Genomic DNA, 23,562 nt, shown 5'->3' on the forward strand with positions numbered 1-23,562 from the left:
CCCCGTCCCGTTCGGTCCCTTCGCCTGCCTATTACCCAGCGTGATGCTTTCGTCACATCCGTGTCCTGTAAAGGCAGGCAAAAAAGCGGGCGCCCTCCCGTGGGAGGACGCCCGCTCGGCAGCCGTACGTCAGTGCGAGAAGTTGCCCCGGTAGTACTGGAACACGAACCCGATCATGGCCATGATCACCATGAACACGCCGATCAGGAACATCCACAGACCGATCACGAACCCGGCGAAGGCGAAGGCGGCCGCCAGGCACAGGAACAGCGGCCACCAGCTGCTCGGGCTGAAGAAGCCGATCTCACCGGCGCCGTCGCTGATCTCGGCCTGCTTGTCGTCCTCCGGCTGGTTGCCGATGCGCCGGGCCGTGAACATCAGGTAGTAGCCCACCATGAAGGCGAAGCCGACCGAGATGGCCATGGCCGTGGTGCCGACGGGCTCGCCGACACCGGACTCGGCCTTGGTCCAGAACCAGTACGCGATGTCGACCGCGGCGAAGAACAGGCCGCACAGCAGGAAGAGCCAACCCTGGACCTTCATCAGGCCTCGACCTCCTGGGCGGACTTGGCGGACATGTGCGGGTAGTGCAGGTCGAACGCGGGGCGCTCAGACCGGATGCGCGGCAGCGAGGTGAAGTTGTGCCGCGGCGGGGGGCAGGAGGTCGCCCACTCGAGCGAGCCGCCGAAGCCCCACGGGTCGTCGACGGTGACCTTGGGCGCGGTGCGCCAGGTCTTCCAGACGTTGTAGAAGAACGGCAGCGTCGAGGCGCCGAGGACGAACGCGCCCACCGAGGAGATCATGTTGAGGTCGGTGAACCCGTCGATCGCGCTGTAGTCGGCATAGCGGCGCGGGAAGCCCAGCACGCCCAGCCAGTGCTGCACCAGGAACGTGCTGTGGAAGCCGATGAACAGCAGCCAGAACTGGATCTTGCCGAGCCGGTCGTCGAGCATCTTGCCGGTGAACTTGGGCCACCAGAAGTAGAAGCCCGCGAACATCGCGAACACCACGGTGCCGAAGACCACGTAGTGGAAGTGGGCGACGACGAAGTAGGTGTCGCTGATGTGGAAGTCGAGCGGCGGCGAGGCCAGGATGACGCCGGTGAGACCACCCAGGAGGAACGTGATCAGGAAGCCGATCGAGTAGAGCATCGGCGACTCGAAGCTCAGGTGGCCGCGCCACATGGTGCCGATCCAGTTGAAGAACTTCACGCCCGTCGGCACCGCGATGAGGAACGTCATGAACGAGAAGAACGGCAGCAGCACCTGGCCGGTGGGGAACATGTGGTGCGCCCACACCGTGATCGACAGACCGGCGATGGAGATCGTCGCGCCGACGAGGCTGATGTAACCGAAGATCGGCTTACGGCTGAAGACCGGCAGGATCTCGGTGACGATGCCGAAGAACGGCAACGCGATGATGTAGACCTCGGGATGGCCGAAGAACCAGAACAGGTGCTGCCAGAGCATCGGCCCGCCGTTGTCCATGGCGAAGATCTGTGTGCCCAGCTTGCGGTCGGCCTCCAGGGCGAGCAGCGCGGCGGCCAGCACGGGGAAGGCCATCAGCACGAGCATGCTGGTGAGCAGGATGTTCCAGGTGAAGATCGGCATCCGGAACATCGTCATGCCCGGCGCGCGCATGCAGATGATCGTGGTGATGAAGTTGACCGAGCCGAGGATCGTGCCCAGGCCGGACAGCGTCAGACCCATGATCCACAGGTCGGGGCCGATGCCGGGCGAGTAGATCGCGTTGGACAGCGGCGTGTAGGCGAACCAGCCGAACGAGGCCGCGCCGCCCGGGGTGAAGAAGCCCGCCACCGCGATGGTGCTGCCGAACAGGTAGAGCCAGTAGCTCACCATGTTCAGCCGGGGGAAGGCGACGTCGGGGGCGCCGATCTGCAGCGGCATCAGCTCGTTGGCGAAGCCGGCGAACAGCGGCGTGGCGAACATCAGCAGCATGATCGTGCCGTGCATGGTGAACAGCTGGTTGAACTGCTCGTTGGTGGTGAACTGCAGTTCGGGCTGCATCAGCTCGGCCCGCATCACCAGCGCCATGACGCCGCCGATGAGGAAGAAGGCGAACGACGTGATCAGGTAGAGGTGTCCGATGATCTTGTGATCGGTGGAGGACAGCCACTTGGCGATCACCCGGCCCTTGGGAGTGGGCCGGACTGTCGTCGCGAGGGGTTCTTGGATGGCGGTCACTGGGCACTCCCAGCCTGGGTCGCGATGTACTGGTCGTACTCACCCTGTGGTACGAGCTTGACGTTGAAGAGCATGCGGCTGTGGTCGACGCCGCACAGCTCGGCGCAGCGGCCGGCGTAGACGCCCTCCGTGTCGAGCGTGGTGACCTGGAACCTGCGCCCCTTGTTGCCCTCGCGGATGCCCGGGATGACGTCACGCTTGAAGTTGAAGGCCGGCACCCAGAAGGAGTGGATGACGTCCGGCGACTCCAGGTCGAACTCGATGCGCTTGCCCGCCGGGAGCACGAGCTGCGGCCCCTCGCGGTAGTCGCTGACCGGCTTGCCGACGACCGGCGGGAGGGTCTTGCCGTTGACCGTCGTCGTGAAGCGCCAGCTCCACTGGAACGCCTCGACCTTGACCTTCACGTCCGGGTTGGGGGGCAGCGCCTCCAGGGTCCGGCTGTCACGCGCGGTGAAGAAGAAGAACACCGACACCATGACGAGCGGGACGAGGGTGTAGAAGATCTCGATCGGCAGGTTGTAGCGCACCTGTGGCGGGAGCTCGGCCTTGGCCCGGCTCTTGCGGTGGAACAGGCACGCCCACACGATCAGGACGATGACCACGGCACCCGTGGCGAGCGCCGCGATCCAGGCCCCGTTCCAGAGGCTCGCGATCGTGTCGCTCTGCGAGGTGATGCCCTCCGGCAGGAGGCCACGAGACCAGTCGGCCTTGGGAACGTCATTAGCACACGCCGTAGCGGAGGCCAGCAGCAACGCCAAAACGGCGGCGCGCGGCACCCCGCGCCGGGCCAACGAACGCCGTGTCGAACGGCGAGTCGGACTCACGGATCGCCTACCCCACAGATAGAGCCCAAGAGCCACTCTTGGGCGCTCGTATTTCCATATGCACAGCTGATTGCAGACACATTAGCGTGCAGGGGCCTCGCCCTCCCGCGCGCCCCCTCGGTGCGTCTGCCGGTGCGTCTCCCCGTGCGTGCCGAGGTTCGTGCGCCGGCGCCGCGCCGCGAGCGCCACGCCCCGGGTGGGACGATGGGTCACGTGGCGTACTTCGACGCGGCCTCCACCGAGCCGCTGCACCCCCAGGCGCGCGAGGCGCTCCTGACGGCGATCGACGCCGGCTGGGCCGACCCCGCGAGGCTCTACAACCAGGCCCGCCGCGCCCACCTGCTGCTGGAGCAGGCCCGCGCGGAGGTGGCCGAGGCGCTCGGCGCGCGGCCCGACGAGGTGTCGTTCGCCTCCTCGGGGACGCAGGCCGTGCATCTCGGCATGCTCGGCACCCTACACGGCAGGCGGAGGGCCGGACGCCATCTGGTGACGAGCGCCGTCGAGCACTCCAGCGTGCTGCACGCCGCGCAGGCCCACGAACGCGACGGCGGCACCGCCGAGACGGTGGGCGTGAGCCTGACCGGACGGGTCGATCTCGACGCCTTCAGGGCCGCCGTGGCGCGGGAGGGCACGGCGCTGGCCTGCCTGCAGACCGCCAACCACGAGGTGGGCACGCTGCAGCCGGTGGCGGAGGCGGCCGAGGCCTGCCGGCGGCACGGTGTCCCCCTGTTCGTGGACGCGGCGCAGACGGCGGGCCGGCTGCCCGTCCCCGCCGGCTGGTCGGTGCTGGCGGCCAGCGCCCACAAGTGGGGCGGACCGGCCGGGGTGGGCGTGCTGGCGGTGCGCAAGGGCACCCGGTTCCGCTCGTTCCTGCCGGAGGACGAGCGGGAGCGCCGGCGCGTCCCCGGCTTCGAGAACGTGCCCGCCGTCGTGGCGGCCGCCGCCGCGCTGCGCGCCGTGACGGCCGAGGCCGAGTCGGAGCGGGCGCGCCTGTCGGCGCTGGTCGACCGGATCAGGGAGACGGTGCCGCAGGTGGTCCCGGACGTGGAGGTGATCGGCGAGCCCGTCGAGCGGGCCCCGCACATCGTGACGTTCTCCTGCCTGTACGTCGACGGCGAGGCGCTGCTCACCGAGCTGGACAGGGCCGGGTTCGCCGTCTCGTCCGGAAGTTCGTGCACCGCTAGTACGCTTCGTCCATCACACGTCCTGGAGGCGATGGGCGTGCTGACGCATGGGAATGTCCGGGTCTCGCTGCCCAGGGGCGCCTCTGCGGCGGAGGTCGACAGGTTTCTCGCCGTGCTGCCCGACGCGGTGCGCCGGATCCGCCAGGACGCAGGAGTCGCATGACCGACGTTACTCAGCCCGCGCTGACGATCGACGCGCTCGGGAAGAAGTGCCCGATCCCGATCATCATGCTCGCCGAGCAGATCAACTACGTGCCGCTCAACGCCGTGGTGGCCGTGCTGGCCGACGACCCGGCCGCCTACACCGACGTGCCGGCCTGGTGCCGGCTGAAGTCGCACCGCCACGTGGGCTCGTACGAGCTGCCGGGGGGCGGGTGGGCGATCCACGTCCGGCGCAACTACTGACGAGCGATTTGTCGGGGCATGTGGCATTTTGTCCGGTATGGGTAAGGCGTTCTGCGGACCATCGCCAACCTTCGGGGAGACAGAGATGACCGCAGGACACCCGCACGAGACCGCCCGTGACGTCATGCATCCGGGCGCCGAGTGCCTCTCGCTGCACGAGACCCTTGACAGGGCCGCGCAGATGATGCGCGACCGCGGCGTCGGCGCGCTGCCCGTCTGCGGGCCGGACGACCGCGTCGTGGGCATCATCACCGACCGCGACATCGTGATCAAGTGCGTGGCCCAGGGCCACGACCCCGCCTCGGTACGCGCGGCCGACCTCGCGACCGGCCTGGTTTCGGTGACACCCGACACCCCGATCCACGAGGCGCTCGACCAGATGGAGCGGCACCAGATCAAGCGGCTGCCCGTCGTCGAGTCCGAGCACATCGTGGGCATGATCACCGAGGCGGACCTCGCCAGGCACCTGCCCGACGACCAGCTCGCCGAGTTCGTCCACCGCGTCTACGCGCGCGACTGACGCGCCCGTCCGGCCGGGCCGCACGCCGGCCGGTGGCCGCACGCCAGAAGACCGTCCCCGCCGCGCGGAAGCGCACGGCGGGGACGCTCGCGTTCGGGGCCGGCCGAGAGGGGCGGGTCAGGCGTGGTGGCAGCGGACGTGCGCGCCGACCTCGGCGGCGGCGTCGGCCCCGTACGCGGCGGCGAACCGCTCCAGGAAGACCTTCTGCCCCAGCTCGTACTCCTGGCCGCCGACGCGCTCCAGCACGTGGGTGGCGGTGAGGTTGCCGATCTGGCCGCAGCGCTCCGGCGACAGCCCCCACGCGAGCCCGGCGAGGAACCCGGCGCGGAAGGCGTCGCCGACGCCGGTGGGGTCGGCCTTGCCCAGCTCGGGGGCGGGCGCCACGTGGATGGACGGCTCACCCTTGCGGTCGATGACGGCGCCCTTGGGGCCGAGCGTGGTGACGCGTACGCCGACCCGGTCGAGGATCTGCTCGTCGGACCAGCCGGTCTTCTGCTCGATGAGCCCCTTCTCGTAGTCGTTGGAGAACAGGTAGGCGGCGCCGTCGACCAGCTCGCGGATCTGCTCGTCGGCCATGCGCGCGAGCTGCTGCGACGGGTCGGCGGCGAACGGGATGCCGCGCTGGCGGCACTCATCGGTGTGGCGCAGCATCGCGTCGGGGTCGTTGGGGCTGATCAGCACCAGGTCGAGGCCGCCCACGCGGTCGGCGACGGGCTGCAGCTCGATGAGCCGCGCCTCGGCCATCGCGCCGGTGTAGAAGGAGGCGATCTGGTTGTGGTGCTCGTCGGTGGTGCACAGGAAACGGGCCGTGTGATGGGTCTGCGAGACGTGCACGGACGCGCAGTCGACACCGTGGCGCTCCAGCCAGGAGCGGTAGTCGGCGAAGTCGTCGCCCACCGCCCCGACGAGGATCGGCGCCAGGCCTAGACATCCCATCCCGAACGAGATGTTGGCCGCGCACCCCCCGCGACGGATCTGCAGGTCGTCGACCAGGAACGAGAGCGACACCCGGTCGAGCTGCTCGGCGAGGAGCTGATCGCCGAAACTGCCTGGGAAGGTCATCAGTTGGTCTGTCGCGATGGAGCCGGTGACGGCGATGCGCACGGGATTCTTCTTCCTCGTTGTCAGCAAGCCAAATGGGCCCCACGAGGATACGCGAAGGTCCCGCACGCACAAAGGCGAGCGGGACCGTCCGGCACCGTGTCCGACACCGTTTCCGGTGACGACCTGTCAGAGGCCTAGTTGAAGGAGTCTCCGCAGGCGCACGAACCGGTGGCGTTGGGGTTGTCGATGGTGAACCCCTGCTTCTCGATCGTGTCGACGAAGTCGATGGAGGCGCCCATGAGATAGGGGGCGCTCATCCTGTCGGTCACGACGCTCACGCCGTCGAAGTCCGACACCACGTCGCCGTCCATCGAGCGGTCGTCGAAGAAGAGCTGGTAGCGCAGGCCGGAGCAGCCACCCGGCTGCACGGCCACGCGCAGCTGCAGGCCCTCCTCGCCCTGCTGCTCGAGCAGGCTCTTGACCTTGGCGGCGGCCGCGTCAGTCAGGATCAGGCCCTGCGCTGTGGTCTCGCTGCTCTCAACCGTCATCTGCTGACTCCCTAACCCGGCTGTCTGTTTCTGACGTCCTACCTAGACGCTACCAACTCCCGCCGGGTGCGTAACATTCCCCGCCCCCTCACCCCCGGGCGGAACACCGCGAACCGTGTGCCATGATGGGTATCGTCACTTAGACGATAAGGGGGTGTGGCCATGGCCACCCAGACTGGGCTGCCGCTCTTCGTCCTCGGCCAGGAGGCCGATCCGCACGCCGAGCGGGGTGTCGACTGTCCGGGCGAACTGCCGCCCGCCTCCGACCCCGACCTGGTCGAACGGGCCCGCAAGGCCAAGGAGGCGCTCGGCGACCGGCTGTTCGTGTTGGGCCACCACTATCAGCGCGACGAGGTCATCCAGTTCGCCGACGTGACGGGCGACTCGTTCAAGCTGGCGCGGCTGGCCGCGGCCCGGCCGGAGGCGGAGTACATCGTCTTCTGCGGCGTGCACTTCATGGCCGAGTCGGCCGACATCCTGACCGGCGACTCCCAGAAGGTGGTGCTCCCGGACCTGGCGGCCGGCTGCTCGATGGCCGACATGGCCACGTTCGACCAGGTCGAGGAGTGCTGGGAGGCGCTGGAGGACGCGGGCCTGGCCGGCCAGGTGATTCCCGTCACATACATGAACTCCAGCGCCGACATCAAGGCGTTCTGCGGCAGGAACGGCGGCGTGGTCTGCACCTCCTCCAACGCCAGGCGCGCCCTGGACTGGGCCTTCGAGCAGGGCGAGAAGGTGCTGTTCCTGCCCGACCAGCACCTGGGCCGCAACACGGCGGTGCTGGAGATGGGCCTGTCGCTCGACGACTGCGTCGTGTGGAACCCGCACCGGCCCAACGGCGGACTGACCCGCGAGCAGTTGGAGCGGGCGAAGATGATCCTGTGGAAGGGCCACTGCTCGGTGCACGGTCGATTCACCGCCGAGTCGGTCGACGACGTGCGGCGGCGCATCCCGGGCGTGAACGTGCTCGTCCACCCCGAGTGCCGGCACGAGGTGGTGCTGAAGGCCGACCAGGTCGGCTCCACCGAGTACATCATCAAGGCGCTGGAGGCGGCGCCCGCCGGGTCGAGCTGGGCCGTCGGCACCGAGCTCAACCTGGTCAAGCGGCTCGCGCAGATGTTCCCGGACAAGAACGTGTCGTTCCTCGACCGCACGGTCTGCTACTGCTCCACCATGAACCGGATCGACCTGCCGCACCTGGTGTGGGCGCTGGAGTCGCTGGCGCTGGGCGAGGTGGTCAACCAGATCACGGTGGACGACGACACCTCCCACTGGGCCCGCGTCGCCCTCGACCGCATGCTGGCGCTGCCGTAACGGCGGGCTCTTGTGGCGGCCCCGCCGAGCCGCCGCGACGGCGCGGCGGCGCGGCGGGGCGGCCCGGGGCGGCTTCGGGGGCGGCCCGGCGGCGGTTCAGTCGCCGAAGGCGTAGACCACCCGGACGCCGACCGTGAGGGCCTGGCGTCCGGGGCTGACCGATCCGCTGTCGGCCGCGGCCATGGTGGCGTACTCCAGCGGCCGCGGCCCGCCCACCGCCTCCTCCGAGACGGAGACGACCCGGCCGAGGGGCCGCCCGGCGAGCCCGGCGTACTGCTCGGCCTTGGCGGCGGCGTCGGCGAACGCCCTGGCGCGGGCGGCGGCGAGCGCCCCGGCCGGGTCCGACAGCTCGAACGCCACCCCGCCGAGCCGCGCCTCCTCCCCCACCCCGGCCACCGCGTCGATGACCCTGTCGGCCCGCGTCAGGTCGCGGACCACGGCCTCGACGCCCTGGGCCGCCCGGTAGGCCGCCACCTTGGGATAGGCGTCGTACTCCGGGCCCAGCGACAACTCCGTGGTGCGCAGGTCCCGCTCGGCGACGCCCGCCTGCCGCAGCACGCCGGCCAGGCGCGCCGCGGCGGCCCTGACCTCGGCGAACGCCTCGGCCGCCGAGGCCCTGCGTACCTCGACGCCCGCGCTCAGCCGCATGACGTCGGGGACCGCGTCCACCGATCCCTCACCGGCGACGGCGATCTGCTCGTGTTCGATGCTCACGTGCACCCCTTCGGTCGTGGATCGGCCAACTGGTCGGCTACGGTGTGCCCCGGCTGAAGCGCAACCCCATGTCGTCGAACTCGGCCTTGCTGCGCGCCGTGGCCAGCACCCGGGTCACCTGCCCGCGCATGTCCACCACCACCGCCTCGTACCCGCCGCCCTTGGGTCGCCAGCCGGCCAGATGCTCCTCGTCCCACCAGCCGATGAGGCGCGTGCCCGCGAACGGGACCACGCGGGGCTCGGCGTCGCCGTCCGTGGTGGGGTAGGCGCAGATCATGCGGCCACCGGAGGAGCAGGAGGCGAGGAACAACCCGCCGGACGGCGAGACGTCCTCGCCCTCCACCCAGATGGGCACGCCCCGGCCGGCCAGCTTGCGCACGGGCTCGCCGGCCAGGTCGTAGAACGTCATCGTGTCGCCCACCCAGGTGCCCACGGCACGGCCGCCGGCGTCCCAGAAGAAGCGCCACTCGCCCGCGCCCTTCTGCTTGACCCGGAAGGTCCGGCCCGTACCGCGCTCGACGTCGATGATGCCGTAGCCGTACTCGACGCTCTCGCCGCTCGTGGCCCGGTAGAGCGTGACGAGCCCGAGCCTGCCGTCGGGCGACCATCGGGGGGTGGTGGGGAAGACGGGCGCGCGGCTGAGCTTGACGGGCCGGCGGGCGCCGGTGCGGTGGTCGACGATCGACACCTGGGCGTAGTGGTCACCGGTGTAGTCCACGTCGGTGGCCAGGGCCCGGGTGCCGGTGGAGTCGAGGGCGTACTCGAAGTAGCGGGAGTCGCGGGTGAAGCGGTCGGAGCCGGGGCGGCGGAGGTACATCCGCTTGCCGCCGTCGACGCTGTAGGAGGCGAGCTTGAGCGGGTCGGCGGCGTCCTCGCGGAGCTCGACGGAGGTGCCGGGCAGCGCGATCGCCTTGCCGGTGGCGGGCGCGGTGCCGGTGGGCGTCGCCGTCGGGGAGCTCGCTGACGTGGTGGGTGCCGTGGTCGGCGTGGTGGCGGGTGTGGTGGCGGGCTTCGTGGTCGGTCCGGGCTGGGCGGCCAGGCGTACGGCGGCGAAGGCGCCCGCGCCGGCCAGCGCGACCACGACCGCGACGGCCGCCGCGATGATCCACCCCACGCCGCGCCCGCCGGGCCCGGGCGGTCCCCCGGGCCGGGTGGGTGGCGACGCGAACGGCTGGGGGGCCGCCGCGTGCGGAGGCCGCTGCCCGTACGGGCCGGCCTCCGGCGGTCGGTGTCCGTAGGGGCCGCCCGGTGGCGGTTGGTGCCCGGACGGGCCGGCGGAGGGAGCTCGGTGTCCGTACGGACTGCCGGGTGATGGCCGGTGGGCGTACGGACCGCCGTCGACGGGCGGCTGCCGGTGCGGCCCGGCATATGCGCCGGGGCCGGGGGCGTGACCGGGAATGTGGCCTGAGGTGTCCGAGGCCGCGGCGGTGCCCTCCTGGAGGAGGGCCGGGGAGGGGCCGTGGCCGAGCAGCCGCATGAGGGCGTCGCCAGCGCCCGGCCGGCGCGCCGGGTCCTTGGCCAGGCAGTCCGTCACCAGCGCCCGCAGCGCCGGGTCGTCCACGCACCGCACGTCGGGCTCGGCGTGCGCGATCCGGTTGACGACGGCGGCCAGGCTGTCGTGCCCGAACGGCGGCTGCCCCGACGCCGCGTACAGGAGCGTGCACGCCCAGGCGAACATGTCGGTCGCCGGGCCGGGAGTGGCGTCGGTGAGCTGCTCGGGCGCCATGAACGACGGCGTCCCGATGGCGCTGGCGGTGAGCGAGGAGGTCAGGTCGAGTGCCCGCGCGATGCCGAAGTCGATGACGCGGGGACCGTCGGAGCCGAGCAGCACGTTCGACGGCTTGAAGTCGCGGTGCACGATGCCGGCCTGGTGGATGGCGAGCAGCGCGGTGATCGTGCCGACGGCCAGGCGGTGCAGCGACGTCCCCGAGCGGGGTCCCTCCGCCCGCACCACCTCGGCGAGCGTCGGGCCGTCGATGTACTCGCTCACGATGTACGGCCGGTCGCCGAACAGCCCCGTCTCGACGACCTGGGCCGTGCAGAACGCCGCCACCCGCCCGGCCAGTGCCACCTCGCGGACGAACCGCACGGACGCCTCGGTGTCCCCGGCGAGGTCGGAACGCATCAGCTTGACCGCGACCCGCGACCCGTCGGGAGCGGTGGCGAGGTAGACGGTGCCCTGGCCGCCCTCGCCGAGCCTCCCGTGCACGGTGTAGTGACCCACCGAGGGGGGATCCCCTGGCCTCAGGGCCGCGAGGTCCGGCATTCCCACCCCCACTTTCGGCTTCTTTGCCGCCATTCTGGTGGTTCGCGGGCCCACGCGTCAGCCCTTCGCCGGGGCGGCGCCGCCCGATCACCTCGCGGCCGTCAGACGGCGTCGGTGATCGCGCCCGGGTCGTCGAGGTGGACGTGCCGGCCGCAGCCGGGCAGGCGGACCAGCTTGGCGTCCAGGAGGCCCGCCACCCGCGCCCGGCAGCGGCTCCCCCTGCCCGAACTGATCACGGTGACCGGCACGTCGGGCAGCGGATGGGCGGCCCGGATGCGCCGCAGGTCGGCGGCCATCTCGCGGCGGGCCAGCCACTCCCCCGCCACGGCGGCCAGCACCCGGCCGCGCCGGTAGACGCCGTACCCGTCGGCCAGGCCGGTGAGCATCCGGTGGGCGGCCGGACCGGTCAGCCGCGCCAGCGCGGTGGCGCCCCAGGTGCCGCCCAGGGCGGGCATCCACGGCCCGACCGCCCGCCCGAACGCGGACCCCCCGGGCACCCGCCCGCCGAGCACACGCCCCGCGGACACAGCACCTCGGGGCGCGGGCCCGCCGACGCGGAGGCGGAGGCGGCCCAGGGCGTACCCGCACGGGCGCCGGCCCCGCTCGCAGGCGGGGTTGACCAGGACGAGCTTGGACACGCGCAACGGGTGCAGCCGGGCGAACGCCTCCGCGTGCCAGGCGGCGACCGAGCCGGCCACGACGGTCACCTGCGACGGGTGGGGCGGGGCCAGGGCCGCCAGGCGGGCCGCCTCGCCGTACAGGGTGGGCGGGACGGGCGAGGCGGGGCTGAGCCCGAGGCCGGGTCGGTCGAAGCGGGTCACCCGGTGCCCGCGCGCCAGTTCGCGGGCGACCAGCTCCCAGTGGAACCACGCGCCCGCGGGCCCCGCGCTGACCAGCACGGCCGGGCCGGCGCCGGCGGCGAGCACGTGCTGCCGGCGCGGCCGGCGCGACGGCGGCTCGGCGATGAGCAGCCGCAGCGCGAGGTACACCAGCCAGCACGCGACGAGCAGCACCTGCACGCGCTGGACGGCTCCGGCCAGCCGGCCGGAGGCGACGGCGGCGAGCGTGAGCGCGGTGACGCCGAACGTGGCGCCCGTGATCAGGGAGGCCCCCCAGGCGTGCCAGCGCCGGGTCAGCAGCGCCATCGCGGCCAGGACGGCGGCGGCGGACAGCACCGCGGCGGCCACGTGCGCGTGGTGCGCCGGCGACAGCGGCCCGCGCCCGCAGCCGGCGTCGCTGAGCACGGCGCAGTCGTACGGGAACACGCTCCCGGCGATCGTGAACGCGCCGAAGACGGCCATCGCCAGCCAGCCGGCCCACTGCCGCCGCGCCCTGGGCACCAGCGCCACGCCCGCCAGGCACGCCAGGCCCGCCAGCGCGTCGGTCGTCCGGAACAGCCGGGTCCACGGCTGGTCGCGGGCGGCCAGCTCGCCGACGTAACCGCCGGTCCGGTCCACGGCCGGCGTGGTGAACTGTCCCGTCACCCACGCGCAGGACAGCACGGCCGCCACGATGAACGCGGAGGCCGCGAGCACCACGAGTCTTCGCTCCACGTGGTCATTAGACCACTTAACGTGATCAGAGCCCTGGAGCGCCCCAGACCGGGAACCATCTGCCGAGATCCGGCTCGATGCGGAGCTCTCCTTCGAGGACGCCGCGCGCCTGGAGTTCGAGGGCGTTGTCGCGCCGCCGGTCGGGAAGGGGGGCGAACGGGTAGAAGGTGCCCCGCTTGTAGAGGTAGACGACGGCCAGCCGCCGCCCCTCGGCCGGGTCGGCGAAGGACACCAGGGAGCACAGCAGCGACGGCCCGAACCCGGCGCCCTCCAGGGTGGAGTTGATCGCGTGCAGCTCGGTCACCAGGTCGGCGGTCGCGTCGGGCGGGCGGCGCACCAGCAGCCAGGTGTAGCCGTAGTCGTCGGCCGACTCCTCCACCCGGTCGCCGAGCAGCGCCTTGGCGTCGCGCTCGGCGGCGGCGAACGCGACGCCCTCGGCCTCGCGGTAGGCGACCGAGCCCAGCCCCGTCGGCTCCAAACCGGTGGCGGCGCGCAGCGTCACGGCGGCCGACGGGAGCGCGAACAGCGCGTCGAGGTCGGGCGGGGCCGGCTTCGACCGGCCCAGGATCGCGTCCAGCCAGCCCATCGTCAGCCCCTCCCGAGCTGCGCGGAGATCTCCGCGAGCTGCTGCAGCCGCCGTTCCAGCGGCGGGTGGGTGGCGAACAGGGCGGCCAGGCCGGCGCCCGAGGCGAGCGCCGGAGCGAAGTAGAAGGCGTTGAACGGCTCGGCCTCGCGCAGGTCGCGCGTCGGGATCCGGGCCATCTCGCCGCTGATCTTGGTCAGTGCGCCGGCCAGCACCGACGGCTGCTGGGTGAGCAGGGCTCCCGCCCGGTCGGCGGCCAGCTCGCGGTAGCGCGACAGGGCCCGGGTGAGCACGAAGCTGACCGCGTACACCAGGACGGACACCAGCATGATGACCAGCCCGATCGGCAACCCGCCCTGGCCGTCGGAGCGACGCCCGCCGAACCCCGTGTAGAGGGCGACCCGCGTCATCAGCCCGGCGACGACGCCGAGGAAGGAGGCGATCGTCATGACGGCCACGTCGCGGTGGGCGACGTGCGAGAGCTCGTGGGCCAGCACTCCCTCGAGCTCACGCCGGTCGAGGCGGCGCAGGAGGCCGGTCGTCACGCAGACGACGGCGTGCCTTCGGTCGCGGCCGGTGGCGAAGGCGTTGGGGACGTCGGAGTCGGCGATCGCCACCCGCGGCTTGGGCATGTCGGCCATGGCGCACAGCCGGTCGACGAGCCCGTGGAGTTCGGGAGCCTCCTGTGGCGACACCTCCCGGCCGCCCATCCCGTACAGGGCGATGCGGTCGGACAGGAAGTACTGCGCCAGCAGCAGGCCCCCGGCGATCAGCAGCACGGTCAGCGCCCGTACGCCCAGGGCGACGAGGACGCCGACGAACACCACGTAGAGGAGCCCGAGCAGGAACATCGTCACGACCATGCGGCGGGTCAGGCCGCGGTCGGGCGCGAACCGCGTGGCCACGCCTCAGCCCGGGATGAGGCCCTGGTCGCCCAGCATCTCCCGGACTTCCTCGATCGAGGCGTCCGCGGGGGGAAGGATCAGCTCTGACGGCTCAAGGCTGTCGTCGGGAAGCGCCTTGCCCACGTGGCGCACCTTGTCGAGCAGCGCGTGCAGCTTGACGCGGAAGTCGGCCTCGTTGTCGGCCTCGATGGCCGACTCGAGCTCGCTGTCGAGCTCGTTGAGCACGGCGATGTCGTCGGGCGAGATCTGCACCTGGCCCTCGCCCATGATCCTGATGATCACGCGCCCTCCCCCGGCTGGCGCAGTTGCTGCGTCTGGGACTGCTGCTGGGGCTGCTGCTGGGGCTGGGCCTGCGGCGGCTGCTGGCCCGGCTCGATGGCGCCCTGCGGGGCCGGGCCCTGGCCGAGCTCGGCCTTCATGCGGGCCAGCTCCAGCTCCACGTCCATGCCGCCGCCCATGCGGTCGAGCTCGGCCTGGATGTCGTCACCACGGGTGCCGCTGTAGTCGTCGAGCGCGCCGCTGGCGAGCAGCTCGTCGATGGCCCCGGCACGCGCCTGCATCTGCGCGGTCTTGTCCTCGGCGCGCTGGATGGCCAGGCCGACGTCGCCCATCTCCTCGGAGATGCCGGAGAAGGCCTCGTTGATGCGCGTCTGGGCCTCGGCGGCGGTGTAGGTGGCCTTGATGGTCTCCTTCTTGGTGCGGAAGGCGTCAACCTTGGCCTGCAGCCGCTGGGAGGCGGTGGTGAGCTTCTCCTCCTCGGCCTGCAGGTTGTCGTGCTGCGTCCTGAGGTCTGCCATCTGGGTCTGCAGGTTGGAGCGGCGCTGCAGCGCCTCACGGGCGAGGTCCTCGCGGCCCACCGACAACGCCTTGCGGCCCTGTTCCTCATAACGCCTGGACTGCTGCTCCAGGCCGTTGATCTGCAGCTCGACCCGCTTGCGGGAGGTGGCGACGTCGGCCACGCCCCTGCGCACCTTCTGCAGCAGCTCCAGTTGCCGCTGGTAGGAATAGTCGAGGGTCTCGCGTGGATCCTCCATCTTGTCCAGGGCCTTGTTGGCCTTGGACTTGAAGATCATCGAAAGTCTCTTCATCACGCTCATGCGCGTCGGCCGTCCCCTTCTTAGGTCGTGCTGGTGTGAACCCAGTGCAGCGCAGCCGCCTTGGGATTACCCTACGCATAACGCACGGGGGCGTCACTAAGTTGCAGTCCAGGTAGGGTTGACGACGTGTTGCGACGCCGTTCCCCATCATCCGTGGACGACACCCCCGTCCCCGTTGACGATCCTAAGCCCCAGGGTAAGGGTCGTCCCACACCCAAGCGCCGAGACGCCGAAGGCAGGCGGCGCCAGCCCGTGAGCGCGCCGAAGGACCGCAAGGAGGCCTATCGGCAGATGCGGGCCAAGCAGGCGGCCGAGCGCGAGCGGGCCCGCAAGGGCATGCTCGCGGGCGACGAGCGCTACTACCCCGCCCGCGACAAGGGGCCGGCGCGCAAGTTCGCGCGTGACTGGGTCGACTCCCGGCGGCTGCCGAGCCAGTACTTCCTGCCGTTCTCGCTGTTCATCCTGCTGGTGACGTGGATTCCGTGGCCGCCCGCCATCCAGCCGGTGGTGATCGGTTACGTGATCACGATCGGCTGGCCGCTCATGATGTTCGGCGTGCTGTTCACCTCGATCTTCGTGGCCTGGAAGGTCAAGAAGCAGGTGGCCGAGAAGTACCCCGACGAGAGCCTGCGCGGCGTCGGCTTCTACGCGGCCATGCGCGCGCTGCAGATCCGCAGGCTGCGTTTCCCGCCGCCCACGGTGCTGCCGGGCGGCAAGCCGGTCCCGCCGAAGAAGTAGGCCGCCCCCACGTCCCGCCGGCGCCCGACGCGGCCGGCGGCGTGGCCGGCGATCAGCCCCCCGACGTGGCCGGAGTCCGGCTCGGCGAGGTCCGGCCGGGCGGGGTCCGGTTCGGCGAGACCCGGTTCGGCGGCGTCCAGCGCAGGAAGCCGCGGACGACCCGCGGCTTCCGCCCCTGCACCAGCCCGCCCTCTTCCAGGGCGTCGGCGGTCGCGCGCAGCAGCGCGTAGTGCTCGTACGTGCGCCGCGCGGTGCGTCGCTCGTCCCGCGCCGTTGGTTGCGGGCCCTGCGTGTACGGCCTGCTCTGCCCCTCCGGCATGGCCTGCCCCTCCGGCATGGTCTGCGCGTCCCGCGTCCCCTGCGCGTCCGGCATGGCCTGTGAGTCCGGCGTGGCCGGTCGACGGGCGGCGTCGCCGGTGCGCGCCCGCAGCACGCTCCACCCGCCGTCCGCGCGCCGCTGTACCGGGATCAGGCCGCCGTGCCACTGCCCGCCGGGGACGGTCGCCCGGCGCAGGCCCTCCTCGCGGCACAGGGCCCGCCAGGCGTCACGGATCTCCCGGACCCCGAGGTGCGCCGGCTGCCCGAACCCGAACGCGGCCGACCCGTCGTGCCGCAGCAGCGAGGCGCGCAGGTCGTCGGGGAAGTCGACGCCCATCTGCGACTCGGCGACAGCGATCGTCGCGGCCCGGCCCGGCCTGTCGAGCGCGGCGTACGTCCGGGGCGCGCGGGTCCTGAGCCAGCGCTCGATGCGCCGCCACTGCCGGTCCACGGCCCGCCTGACCTTCGGGTCCAGCGGGCGCACCACCACGGGACGGGGTCGCGGGCCGCACCCGGAGACCGCCTGCCCCGCCGTCTCGGCGGCCGGCGTGGCGTGCCCGGCGGTCTGCTCGGCGGAGTGCTCGGTGGCTTGTTCGGTGGCCTGCGCCGTCGTCTGCTCGATGGTCCTGGTCACGGCCGGCCCGGTGGCCTCCGGTTGCCGCACGCGGCCGAACTTCTCCGGCACCACCAGGTACGCGGCCAGCGTCAGCGCCGCCACCACCACCGCGCTCGCGCCGAACACCAGGGGAACGACCCGCCGCGGCCGCCGCGCCCCGAAGCGGGTGGGCCGCGGCGCCGCGGAACCGGCCGGAGCGGCGCGACCGCGGCCTGCCGCCTCCTCGGGCTCGGGGACGCGCAGGCGCGCGCGGCGGCGCAGCCGCACCGCCAGCGCGGCGAGGACGGCCGCGGTCAGCGCCGCGCGAACGAGCTTCAGCACGTCGCGCACCCTATCCCGAAACGGACCCGGATCAGATCATGTGAGGACACGGCCTAAGGTCGGTGATATGGAATTCAGGCACCTCGGCCGTAGCGGTCTCAAAGTCAGCGAGATCAGCTACGGCAACTGGCTCACCCATGGTTCCCAGGTCGAGGAGGACGCCGCCAAGCAGTGCGTGCAGGCGGCGCTCGACGAGGGCATCACCACCTTCGACACCGCCGACGTCTACGCCGGCACCAAGGCCGAGGACGTGCTCGGCCGGGCGCTGAAGGGTGTGCGCCGGGAGTCACTGGAGATCTTCACCAAGGTCTACTGGCCCACCGGCCCGGGACAGAACGACCGTGGCCTGTCACGCAAGCACATCACCGAGTCGATCCATGGTTCGCTGCGCCGCCTGCAGACCGACTACGTCGACCTCTACCAGGCCCACCGGTTCGACGTCGAGACGCCGCTGGAGGAGACGCTCAAGACGTTCGACGACCTCGTACGGCAGGGCAAGGTCCTCTACGTCGGCGTCAGCGAGTGGACGGCCGACCAGATCGCCCAGGCGCTGAAGATCGCCGACGAGATGGGCTTCGACCGGATCGTCTCCAGCCAGCCGCAGTACTCGATGCTCTGGCGCGTCATCGAGTCGGAGGTCGTGCCGCTGTGCGAGCGGGAGGGCATCGGCCAGATCGTCTGGTCGCCCATCGCGCAGGGCGTCCTCACCGGGAAGTATCTGCCGGGGCAGCAGCCCCCCGCGGGCTCCAGGGCCACCGACGAGAACGGCGGCAGCGGCATGATCGCCCGGTTCATGAAGGACGACGTGCTCACCAGGGTGCAGGAGCTCAAGCCGATCGCCGCGGACCTCGGGCTCAGCATGGCCCAGCTCGCGGTGGCGTGGGTGCTGCAGAACCCGAACGTCTCCAGCGCGATCGTCGGCGCCTCCCGCCCCGACCAGGTGCGCGACAACGTCAAGGCGGCGGGCGTCAAGCTCGACACCGACGTGCTGAAGCGGATCGACGACGTGCTCGGCCCGATCATCGAGCGTGACCCGGCCAGGACGCAGAGCCCCAGCGCGCGCCCGTAGCCCCCGCGGCCGCGGGCTCCCCGACCGGGAGCCCGCGAGCCGGTCACTCCTCGCGCAGCGACAGCCGCGTGTACTCGACGCGGTCCTCCTCCAGCAGGGCCACCTGCTCGACGCCGGACTCGAGCAGCTCACGCCAGTTCTCGCCGATCCATGACTCGGCGTCGGCCTGACTCGGGAAGACCTCTCGCGGCAACGGGCGGTCGGTCACCTCGCCGCCGTTCGCGTTCTCGTAGCGCCACCGCCATGTCATGCCACACGCTCCTTCTCAGCGGGTTCGCCGGCGCACGTCCGGCGGCACTGGAACCCTACTGCGGGGGGCTGACGTTCTTCGACGTCCGCCGGGCCGGTGAGCCGCCCGTGTCGCGGGCCTCTGTACGCTCGTCGCGGTGAAGGTCCTTCTCACCGGCACGGCGGGCGGCGCCGGCTGGCCGGAGCCCGGCTGCCGGTGCGCCTCCTGCTCCGTCCTGCCCGCCGGGCGCCGCCGGCCGTTCGAGCCCGTCGTGGACGGCGCGGTCAGGTTCCCGTTCGACGCGCCGCCCGCCGGCTACCGGCCGTTCGCGGGCGGGCACGGCCTGGCCGGGCCCGACGGCTCGCGCCTGCTGCACATCCCCGAGGGGCCCGTTCCCGACGTCCGGTGCGACCTGGTGCTCATCGACCTGCTCGACCGCCCCGAACGGCTCGGCCTGCTGCGGCGCGACGGGGTGGTGGACCGCGACACCGAGGTGGTGGCCGTGGGGCTGGACCACCGGATCAGGTCGGAGGAGGAGCTGGCGCGGCGGCTTGCGCTGTGGGGCGCGCGGGCGGTGCCCGACGGGACCACGCTCGACACCCTCAGGCCCGTCGCCACGCCACCCGTGCCCGCCGGGCGCAGGGAGCTGCTGCTGGGCGGGTCGCGATCGGGCAAGTCGGCCGAGGCCGAACTGCGACTGGCCGGCGAACCGCACGTCACCTACCTGGCGACCGGACCGGGCGGCGAGGGCGACGGCGAGTGGGCCGCGCGGGTGCGCGCCCACCGGGAGCGCCGGCCCGCGCACTGGACGACGGTGGAGACGACGGACCTCGCCGGGGCCGTCCGCGGCGCCACGTCCCCGCTGCTGGTGGACGGGCTCGGCACGTGGCTGGCGGCGGTGTTCGACGAGCACGGCGCCTGGGAGGGCGACCGGTCGGCGGTGTGGCGGCGCTGCGACGAGCTGGTGGCCGCGTGGCGCGACACGGCGTGGCGGATCGTCGCCGTGTCGGACGAGGTGGGCATGGGCGTGGTGCCGGCCACCTCCAGCGGGCGGGCTTTCAGGGACGCGCTCGGACGGCTCAACGAGCGGCTGGCCGCCGAGTCGGAGGACGTGACGCTCGTCGTGGCGGGGCGATCGTGCCGGCTGTGACCCCCGAGGCGTACCGGCTGTGACCCCCGGGGCGTGGGGAGGGGGCCGTCAGGGACGGGCCGCGCGGGCGTACCAGCGGCCGTCGAGGTGGTCCACGTGCAGGGGTCGGCCGAAGCACTCCGACAGGCGGGCGGGGGTGAGGACGTCCGTCACCGGCCCGGCCGCGAGCACGCGGGCGTCACGCAACAGCATGGCGTGGGTGGTGGTGGCCGGCAGCTCCTCCAGGTGGTGCGTCACCGTGATCGTCGTCAGCACCGGCCGGGTCGAGGCCAGCCCCTCCACCGCCGCGACGAGGTCCTCGCGGGCGGGCAGGTCGAGCCCCGCGAACGGCTCGTCCAGCAGCAGCACGGCGGGATCGGCCATGAGGGCCCGCGCCACCCGGATCCTGGCCCGCTCCCCTTGCGAGCACACCCGGAACGGCCGGTCGGCCAGGTCCTTGCAGCCCAGGTCGGCCAGCAGCCGCAGCGCCCGCTCGCGCTCCGCCTCGCCGTACCTGTCCCACAGCGGGGCGCTGGTGCCGGTGTGGCCGGTGAGCACCACGGTCTGCGCGGTCGCCCCCTCCTCCTCCATCAGCTCCTCGTCGATCAGCCGCTGACTGGCCGCGACCAGGCCGAGGTGGCGGCGCAGTGTCCGCAGATCGACCCGGCCGAGCCGGTGGCCGAGCACGGTGACCGCGCCCTCGCTGGGATGCCGGACGGCGGCGGCCAGCGACAGGAGCGTCGTCTTGCCGGCGCCGTTGGGGCCGAGGATCGCCCAGTGCTCGCCGTACTCCACCCGCCAGTCGACCCCGCTCAGCAGTGTCTTGCCGACGACCCGGACCGCCACGCCTTCGAGTTCAACCACGTGCATCCGAACTACCTTAGTGGGCCTAGGATCGGCCTTTATGCGGCTTCCAGGACGGATCTTGGACCTGTTCGGCGACGACGCGGTGTGGTCCGACGACCATGAGGGCATGAGCGGCGAGACGCTGCGGGTCACCGCGCCGGCGGGCGTCTTCTACGTCAAGGCGGGCCCGGTGGCGCAGCAGGAGCACGACCGGCTGCTGTGGCTCAAGCGCTGGATGAACGTGCCCGACGTGGTGGCGTTCGAGGGCGATGTGCTGGTGCTGGCCGACGCGGGCTGGCGCAGCCTCGAACGCGTCCCCACGAACGCCGGCACGGTGATGGGCCGGGTGCTGCGCGCGCTGCACGACATCCCGGTGGACGAGTGCCCGTTCGACGAGCGGCTGGACCTCCGGCTCACCCGGGCCCGCGAGCGCGTGGCGGCCGGGCTGGTCGATCCGGGCGACTTCGACGACGACCACGCGGGGATGACGGCCGAGCAGGTCTACGAGCGGCTGGTGGCCGAGCGGCCGGCGGACGAGGACCTTGTCGTGACGCACGGCGACTTCACGCCGGCCAACGTGCTCGCCCCGCCCGCCACGGGGCTGCGCGAGGGCGGTGCCGCCGCCGAGCCGGTGCTGGTGGACGTGGGCGCGTTGGGGATCGCCGACCGGTACGTGGACCTGGCCATCGTGCTGCGCGAGCTGGAGGGGCAGGCCGCGGCCGACTTCCTGGAGGCGTACGGGCCGGTGGAGCCCGACCGGGCCAAGCTCGCCTACTACCGGTTGATGGACGAGCTGTTCTGATGGACGCCGCCCGCCTGGCGATCGGCACGCTGACGATCTTCCGGGTCCGGGTGCACCGGGTCGATCGCCGGGTCGCCGGGCGGGCCATGCTGCTGGCCCCGGCCGTAGGCGTCCTGGTGGGCGTGCCGGCGAGCCTGCCGCTGGTGGTTCCGGGGATGCCGCCGTTGCCGGCGGCGGCGCTCGCGATGGGCGTGCTGGCGGTGCTGACGCGCGGGCTGCACCTGGACGGGCTGGCCGACCTCGCTGACGGGCTGGGCAGCGGCCGGCCCGCCGACCGGGCGCTCGACATCATGAAGAAGTCGGACATCGGGCCGTTCGGCGTGATGACACTGGTGCTGACGCTTCTCGTCCAGGTGTCCGCCCTGTCGGCCCTGTCCCCCGGTCCGGCGTTGCTGCCGGAGTCCGTGCCGGAGTCCTGGCCCGGCGTGCCGCTTCCGGCGGACGCGCCGCTGACGGCGCCGTACGCGCTGGTGACGGCCTGCGTGGCCGGGCGCCTGGCGCTGACCTGGGCCTGCCGGGCCGGGGTCCCCGCGGCCCGGCCCGACGGGCTCGGCGCGATGGTCGCGGGCACGGTACGACCGGCCGCCGTCTGGCCGGCGACCCTGGCGGCGCTCGCTGTGACCGCGCTCCTCGGCCTGGCCGCCGCGGGGTTCCCGCTCACGCCGGACACCCTCACGGCCCTCATGGCGCCGGACGCGTCCGGCTCCACGCCGGCGGGCGGGGCGGTCGTCCGCGGGCTGGACGTTCTCTACTGGTCCGAGGAGCCGTCACCGGCGCTCGCCCTGCAGCCGGCGCTGGTGCTGCCGGTGAGCCTGCTCGTGGGGCTGGGGGCGGCGCTGCTGCTGCTGGCGCGGGCCGGGCGGCGGCTCGGCGGGATCACGGGCGACGTGCTGGGCGCCCTGGTCGAGACGGCCACCGCCGCCACCCTCGTGACCTGCGCGCTCCTCGCCTGACACCCCGTACGCCGCTGGAGGGCGGCGCCGTCAGCCCCGCGTGAAGGCGAGCGGAACGCCGCAGGCGTCCTCGGCGGCGACGTAGAAACCGCCGGGAGTGGGGCGGGTGGCGATGGCGTTCGCCTCGATGAGCCGCCGGGCGGCGGTCAGGTCCGTCACGGCGACGGTGTGGGCGGCCAGGAGGGGCAGGGCCTCAGGGGTGTGCCCGGGCAGCAGCTCGCCGATCGCGGAAGCCGGGACGATCTCCACGCGGCCGTGCCGGAGCGGCAGCACGCGCCTGGGCCGTCGATCCACACGTCGGCGTCCAGCATGCGGGCGTAGCGTTCCTCGTGGGCGTCCACCTCGCCGTCGGGCACGACCAGCAGCACACTGTGCAGCCCGACCGCGCCGTTGGGGTGGTCGAGATACCGCGGCTGGTGGACGTACTGCGGGGTGTGGTGCTGCGTGGCCTGGAGCGCGCCCTCCGGGGTGTGGGCGGCGTCGACGCGGACGCTGTCGGCGCGGACGGTCCGCCGTCCCTGCGGGGTGGACACCTCCCGCTCCAGCGCGCGCACTCCGGTGGAGGCGAGTCCCTTGGCGCGCAGCCGCTCGGCGGTGCCCGCACGTCGCGGGACCCAGGGTCAGCAGGCCGCGGTGGGTCTCGCGCAGTTGGTGCACACCCCAGGGGTCAGGGGCGGCAGGGTCGACGACGCCGAGCAGTTCGATGAACGACCGGCCGAAGGAGGCGCACCGGTTGGCGGTGCAGGTCGGCAGCAGCGGGCCGCCGGGCCGCTCGGCCAGCAGATGCGGCGAGGTCGGTGGTGATGAGCACGGTGTGGTCGATGGAGTCGATGTCCGGAGTTCCGCCGGAAACGTTCATGGTCGTCGCCTTTCGGGTCGATCGGCTACGCGGCCGCGGCGACGGCCGCGGCGACGAAGAGCACCTGCAGGGCGGTGCGGGCGGGCAGCGAGGTCACCGGCCTGCCGGCCAGGGTGAGGCCTCGCCGGGCCGCCGAGACGTTGGCCGGGAACATGGCGACCATCAGCAGCGCGAGCCCGATCGCCGCGAAGGGCGCCACGGGCGGGAGCAGCAGTCCTGCCGCGCCGGCCAGTTCCAGCACCCCGGTGACGGTGACCAGCAGGGCCGGCTGCGGGAACGCCGGGGGGATCATCGCGACGAAGTCGCGGCGCCATGAGGGCAGGAAGTGCGGCACGCCGGTGACGACGAACATCAGCGCGAGCGCCGCCCGCAGTGCGGGCTGCCAGCCGTCGAGCGCGTCGACGCCGACCAGGCCGAGCAACCGCGCGACGACGAAGCCCCCGGTCAGGGCGATGAACGGAACCATCCCGTCCTCCAATCTTGTCACCGGACAGATTGGAGGAGGCTCACCATCTTGTCAA

The 23,562-nt window shown here is 72.5% G+C and carries 27 protein-coding genes; 9 read left to right on the forward strand and 18 right to left on the reverse strand.

Annotated elements, in window-relative coordinates; genetic code table 11:
• Positions 1–129: 129 nt before the first annotated feature.
• The 3 genes from FHU36_RS03245 to ctaC are packed head-to-tail and all read right to left on the reverse strand — an operon-like array spanning position 130 to position 2,995.
• Positions 130–543: a cytochrome c oxidase subunit 4 gene (locus FHU36_RS03245; protein ID WP_185082317.1), complete on the reverse strand. Its 414-nt coding sequence runs from the start codon at positions 541–543 to the stop codon at positions 130–132.
• Positions 543–2,204 (reverse strand): aa3-type cytochrome oxidase subunit I, encoded by a 1,662-nt coding sequence (ctaD, locus tag FHU36_RS03250; RefSeq protein ID WP_185082318.1) that lies wholly within the window; start codon positions 2,202–2,204, stop codon positions 543–545. Before ctaD ends, FHU36_RS03245 begins: the two co-directional genes overlap by 1 nt.
• Positions 2,201–2,995 (reverse strand): aa3-type cytochrome oxidase subunit II, encoded by a 795-nt coding sequence (ctaC, locus tag FHU36_RS03255; RefSeq protein WP_246501934.1) that lies wholly within the window; start codon positions 2,993–2,995, stop codon positions 2,201–2,203. The genes ctaD and ctaC overlap by 4 nt, the downstream gene beginning before the upstream one ends.
• A 237-nt stretch (positions 2,996–3,232) precedes the next feature.
• Here ctaC and FHU36_RS03260 point away from each other — a divergent pair, with 237 nt between their 5' ends.
• The 3 genes from FHU36_RS03260 (at position 3,233) to FHU36_RS03270 (ending at position 5,137) form a co-directional block, all read left to right on the forward strand.
• Positions 3,233–4,375, forward strand: coding sequence for a cysteine desulfurase family protein (locus FHU36_RS03260; RefSeq protein WP_185082320.1), 1,143 nt, complete (start codon positions 3,233–3,235; stop codon positions 4,373–4,375).
• Complete coding sequence (locus FHU36_RS03265; RefSeq protein ID WP_185082321.1) at positions 4,372–4,617, forward strand: sulfurtransferase TusA family protein; 246 nt, start codon at positions 4,372–4,374, stop codon at positions 4,615–4,617. The genes FHU36_RS03260 and FHU36_RS03265 overlap by 4 nt, the downstream gene beginning before the upstream one ends.
• An 85-nt stretch (positions 4,618–4,702) precedes the next feature.
• Positions 4,703–5,137, forward strand: coding sequence for a CBS domain-containing protein (locus FHU36_RS03270; RefSeq protein ID WP_185082322.1), 435 nt, complete (start codon positions 4,703–4,705; stop codon positions 5,135–5,137).
• A 117-nt stretch (positions 5,138–5,254) separates the two neighbouring features.
• Here FHU36_RS03270 and FHU36_RS03275 read toward each other — a convergent pair whose 3' ends face one another.
• On the reverse strand, positions 5,255–6,241 hold the full coding sequence (locus FHU36_RS03275) for a carbohydrate kinase family protein (protein WP_185082323.1): 987 nt from the start codon (positions 6,239–6,241) through the stop codon (positions 5,255–5,257).
• Positions 6,242–6,375: 134 nt separating this feature from the next.
• The gene (gene erpA, locus FHU36_RS03280) at positions 6,376–6,729 is read right to left on the reverse strand and encodes an iron-sulfur cluster insertion protein ErpA (RefSeq protein WP_101783153.1); all 354 of its coding nucleotides are present in this window, start codon (positions 6,727–6,729) and stop codon (positions 6,376–6,378) included.
• Between the two features lie 162 nt (positions 6,730–6,891).
• On the opposite strand from erpA, the gene nadA reads away from it, so the two are divergent.
• Positions 6,892–8,043 (forward strand): quinolinate synthase NadA, encoded by a 1,152-nt coding sequence (nadA, locus tag FHU36_RS03285; protein ID WP_185082324.1) that lies wholly within the window; start codon positions 6,892–6,894, stop codon positions 8,041–8,043.
• Positions 8,044–8,139: 96 nt separating this feature from the next.
• Here nadA and FHU36_RS03290 read toward each other — a convergent pair whose 3' ends face one another.
• The 7 genes from FHU36_RS03290 to FHU36_RS03320 all read right to left on the reverse strand — a co-directional run bounded on the left by FHU36_RS03290 (position 8,140) and on the right by FHU36_RS03320 (position 15,161).
• On the reverse strand, positions 8,140–8,757 hold the full coding sequence (locus tag FHU36_RS03290; RefSeq protein WP_312891416.1) for an SIMPL domain-containing protein: 618 nt from the start codon (positions 8,755–8,757) through the stop codon (positions 8,140–8,142).
• 37 nt (positions 8,758–8,794) lie between these two features.
• On the reverse strand, positions 8,795–10,981 hold the full coding sequence (locus FHU36_RS03295; protein ID WP_185082325.1) for a serine/threonine-protein kinase: 2,187 nt from the start codon (positions 10,979–10,981) through the stop codon (positions 8,795–8,797).
• A gap of 143 nt (positions 10,982–11,124) precedes the next feature.
• Positions 11,125–12,576 (reverse strand): alpha/beta fold hydrolase, encoded by a 1,452-nt coding sequence (locus FHU36_RS03300; protein ID WP_185082326.1) that lies wholly within the window; start codon positions 12,574–12,576, stop codon positions 11,125–11,127.
• Positions 12,577–12,601: 25 nt separating this feature from the next.
• Complete coding sequence (pspAB, locus tag FHU36_RS03305; protein ID WP_185082327.1) at positions 12,602–13,162, reverse strand: PspA-associated protein PspAB; 561 nt, start codon at positions 13,160–13,162, stop codon at positions 12,602–12,604.
• Between the two features lie 2 nt (positions 13,163–13,164).
• A complete protein-coding gene (gene htpX / locus FHU36_RS03310) occupies positions 13,165–14,022 on the reverse strand; it encodes a zinc metalloprotease HtpX (protein WP_221496011.1) in 858 nt (285 codons plus the stop codon).
• Positions 14,023–14,067: 45 nt separating this feature from the next.
• On the reverse strand, positions 14,068–14,346 hold the full coding sequence (gene pspAA / locus FHU36_RS03315; RefSeq protein ID WP_185082329.1) for a PspA-associated protein PspAA: 279 nt from the start codon (positions 14,344–14,346) through the stop codon (positions 14,068–14,070).
• Entirely contained in the window at positions 14,343–15,161 is an 819-nt protein-coding gene (locus tag FHU36_RS03320) for a PspA/IM30 family protein (RefSeq protein WP_185082330.1), read from the reverse strand. Before FHU36_RS03320 ends, pspAA begins: the two co-directional genes overlap by 4 nt.
• A 153-nt stretch (positions 15,162–15,314) precedes the next feature.
• Here FHU36_RS03320 and FHU36_RS03325 point away from each other — a divergent pair, with 153 nt between their 5' ends.
• Positions 15,315–15,899, forward strand: coding sequence for a DUF3043 domain-containing protein (locus tag FHU36_RS03325; protein WP_312891417.1), 585 nt, complete (start codon positions 15,315–15,317; stop codon positions 15,897–15,899).
• Between the two features lie 52 nt (positions 15,900–15,951).
• On the opposite strand, the gene FHU36_RS03330 is transcribed toward FHU36_RS03325, so the two are convergent.
• Positions 15,952–17,154, reverse strand: coding sequence for an SMI1/KNR4 family protein (locus FHU36_RS03330; protein ID WP_185082331.1), 1,203 nt, complete (start codon positions 17,152–17,154; stop codon positions 15,952–15,954).
• Between the two features lie 67 nt (positions 17,155–17,221).
• Here FHU36_RS03330 and FHU36_RS03335 point away from each other — a divergent pair, with 67 nt between their 5' ends.
• A complete protein-coding gene (locus tag FHU36_RS03335; protein ID WP_185082332.1) occupies positions 17,222–18,223 on the forward strand; it encodes an aldo/keto reductase family protein in 1,002 nt (333 codons plus the stop codon).
• Positions 18,224–18,266: 43 nt separating this feature from the next.
• Here the strand turns inward: FHU36_RS03335 and FHU36_RS03340 are convergent, their stop codons facing one another.
• Positions 18,267–18,473, reverse strand: coding sequence for a hypothetical protein (locus tag FHU36_RS03340; RefSeq protein WP_185082333.1), 207 nt, complete (start codon positions 18,471–18,473; stop codon positions 18,267–18,269).
• Between the two features lie 136 nt (positions 18,474–18,609).
• Between FHU36_RS03340 and FHU36_RS03345 the strand changes: the two genes are divergently transcribed.
• A complete protein-coding gene (locus FHU36_RS03345; protein WP_185082334.1) occupies positions 18,610–19,602 on the forward strand; it encodes a bifunctional adenosylcobinamide kinase/adenosylcobinamide-phosphate guanylyltransferase in 993 nt (330 codons plus the stop codon).
• A gap of 48 nt (positions 19,603–19,650) precedes the next feature.
• Here the strand turns inward: FHU36_RS03345 and FHU36_RS03350 are convergent, their stop codons facing one another.
• The gene (locus tag FHU36_RS03350) at positions 19,651–20,451 is read right to left on the reverse strand and encodes an ABC transporter ATP-binding protein (RefSeq protein ID WP_185082335.1); all 801 of its coding nucleotides are present in this window, start codon (positions 20,449–20,451) and stop codon (positions 19,651–19,653) included.
• A 34-nt stretch (positions 20,452–20,485) separates the two neighbouring features.
• Here FHU36_RS03350 and FHU36_RS03355 point away from each other — a divergent pair, with 34 nt between their 5' ends.
• Positions 20,486–21,229 carry an aminoglycoside 3'-phosphotransferase gene (locus FHU36_RS03355; protein ID WP_185082336.1) on the forward strand — a complete coding sequence of 248 codons (744 nt, stop codon included), beginning with the start codon at positions 20,486–20,488 and terminating at the stop codon, positions 21,227–21,229.
• Positions 21,229–22,182 (forward strand): adenosylcobinamide-GDP ribazoletransferase, encoded by a 954-nt coding sequence (locus FHU36_RS03360; protein ID WP_185082337.1) that lies wholly within the window; start codon positions 21,229–21,231, stop codon positions 22,180–22,182. The genes FHU36_RS03355 and FHU36_RS03360 overlap by 1 nt, the downstream gene beginning before the upstream one ends.
• A 30-nt stretch (positions 22,183–22,212) precedes the next feature.
• On the opposite strand, the gene FHU36_RS45410 is transcribed toward FHU36_RS03360, so the two are convergent.
• The 3 genes from FHU36_RS45410 to FHU36_RS03375 form a co-directional block, all read right to left on the reverse strand.
• The gene (locus FHU36_RS45410; protein WP_281394145.1) at positions 22,213–22,341 is read right to left on the reverse strand and encodes a hypothetical protein; all 129 of its coding nucleotides are present in this window, start codon (positions 22,339–22,341) and stop codon (positions 22,213–22,215) included.
• Positions 22,338–22,736: a hypothetical protein gene (locus tag FHU36_RS03365; protein ID WP_376774109.1), complete on the reverse strand. Its 399-nt coding sequence runs from the start codon at positions 22,734–22,736 to the stop codon at positions 22,338–22,340. Before FHU36_RS03365 ends, FHU36_RS45410 begins: the two co-directional genes overlap by 4 nt.
• Positions 22,737–23,066: 330 nt before the next feature.
• Positions 23,067–23,528, reverse strand: coding sequence for a DoxX family protein (locus FHU36_RS03375; RefSeq protein ID WP_312891418.1), 462 nt, complete (start codon positions 23,526–23,528; stop codon positions 23,067–23,069).
• Between the last annotated feature and the right edge of the window lie 34 nt (positions 23,529–23,562).

This window comes from Nonomuraea muscovyensis (assembly GCF_014207745.1).
Classification (GTDB): domain Bacteria; phylum Actinomycetota; class Actinomycetes; order Streptosporangiales; family Streptosporangiaceae; genus Nonomuraea; species Nonomuraea muscovyensis.